Genomic DNA, 1,812 nt, shown 5'->3' on the forward strand with positions numbered 1-1,812 from the left:
TCCCACACCGGCGGCGAGCCCACCCGGCTAATCGTCGCCGGTGGCCCCGAGCTAGGCAGCGGCCCGCTCGCTGAGCGCCTGGCAATTTTTGAGCGTGACTTTGATCACTACCGAAGCGCGACGCTGAACGAGCCGCGCGGCTCCGAGGTGCTCGTAGGCGGGCTGATTGTGGAAGCCCACGCGCCAGGGTGTGTCTGCGGCGTGATTTTCTTTAACAATGTCGGCTACTTGGGTATGTGCGGCCATGGCACGATTGGGCTGGTGGCAACTCTGGCGCACCAGGGCAAGCTCGCGCCGGGGACGCATACAATAGACACACCTGTTGGCGTTGTTAGTGCCACACTGCACCCCGATGGCCGTGTGCGTATCGAGAATGTCGTGAGTTACCGTACCGAGAAAGCCGTGGCGCTCACGCTCCCGAGTGGCCAGAGTGTGACGGGTGATCTTGCGTGGGGTGGGAACTGGTTCTTTCTCTGTGCGGATCACGGCGAAGACATTCATGTTGGTAATGTGGAGCGGCTCACGGCGCTCTCGTGGGAGATTCGGCGTGAGGCGAATAAACGCTGGCCGGAGCTGGATCATATCGAGCTATTCGGTCCGCCCTGTGACCCCGCAAATCACTCCCGCAGCTTTGTGCTCTGTCCCGGCGGTGCCTACGACAGATCGCCGTGCGGCACGGGCACCAGCGCCAAGCTTGCCTGCCTCGCCGCCGATGGGAAGCTCGCACTAGGCGAGATTTGGCGGCAAGAGAGCGTGATTGGCAGCGTTTTTGAGGGGACTTTCACCCCCTTTCGCGAAGCCGGAGGGGGGCCAGGGGGGAGGCCAACCATCACAGGCCGCGCCTGGATCAGCGCCGAAGCGACGCTGCTTCTTGATGACACCGACCCGTTTTGCTGGGGAATCACGAACCGCTAGGGAAAAACGGCAGCTCTAGCGGGTCGGCGAGGGTTTTTTGGAGGGTGTTGAGGCGTGTCCAGAGGCTTTTTACCCGCTCGGGCTGCTCGGCGGCGAGGTTTTTGGTTTCCCAAGGGTCGCGCTGAATATCGAAGAGCTGGACTTGCTTGATGTTCGGGTAGACGATCAGCTTGTGCTCTCGGGTGCGCACCATGCGCTGGACATTGAGATACGCCCCAAAGACCGCCGCGTCGCGCTCCTGTTTTGCGCCCTTGATCAGCGGCGCTAGACTGGGGTTTTCGAGGCCGGGCGACTGGGGAATCCCCACTAAATCACAGAGCGTCGCGAATATCTGGTTCTGGTAGATCAGGGCATCGTTTTTCTTGTTTTTGGGAATCCCCGGCCCCGCAAAGACCAGCGGAATACGCACGGAGTGATCGTAGCAGTTTTGCTTACCTAGCAAGCCGTGCTCCCCCACGGCCAGACCATGGTCACCCGAAAACACGACGAGCGTGTCTTCTGGGAGCGCGTCTAGGATACGCCCAATGTGGTAGTCGGCATGGGTCAGAATCGCGTAGTACTCTTTCCGGTGCTGCTTGATCGCCTTGGGCGTGCGCGGCCACGGCGCGAGTTTTTCATCCCGCACTTTCAGGTCGCCATTATCAAACGGGTGCTCGGGCAGAAAGTTCGGCGGCAGGCTGACACGCTCAACCGGGTACTTGTCGAGATACTCGGTGGGAGCCTGGCGCGGGTCGTGGGGCGCGTGAAACGCAACATGCAAGAAAAATGGGTTCCGTGTGGCTCCCCCGTTATCGGGGGCGGGGGGGGCCATTCTTTTAAGGAACTCCAGCGCTCCGTTGGCCCAGTGCTCGCTGCTGTGGATAATCTTGCCATTTACTTCCAGCCAGTGCCCCTTGC

Annotated in this window: 2 protein-coding genes; one reads left to right on the plus strand and one right to left on the minus strand. The window is 60.9% G+C overall.

Annotation, left to right across the window (positions count from 1 at the left end; all coding sequences use genetic code 11):
• Positions 1 to 915: proline racemase family protein (locus ACH2EH_RS09190; RefSeq protein ID WP_395140991.1), on the plus strand; the 915-nt coding region annotated here is incomplete at its 5' end.
• On the opposite strand, the gene ACH2EH_RS09195 is transcribed toward ACH2EH_RS09190, so the two are convergent.
• A partial coding sequence (locus ACH2EH_RS09195; protein ID WP_395140992.1) for a sulfatase-like hydrolase/transferase occupies positions 902 to 1,812 on the minus strand: 911 nt, incomplete at its 5' end. The genes ACH2EH_RS09190 and ACH2EH_RS09195 overlap by 14 nt on opposite strands.

The organism is Armatimonas sp., assembly GCF_043760365.1.
Taxonomy (GTDB): Bacteria; Armatimonadota; Armatimonadia; order Armatimonadales; family Armatimonadaceae; genus Armatimonas.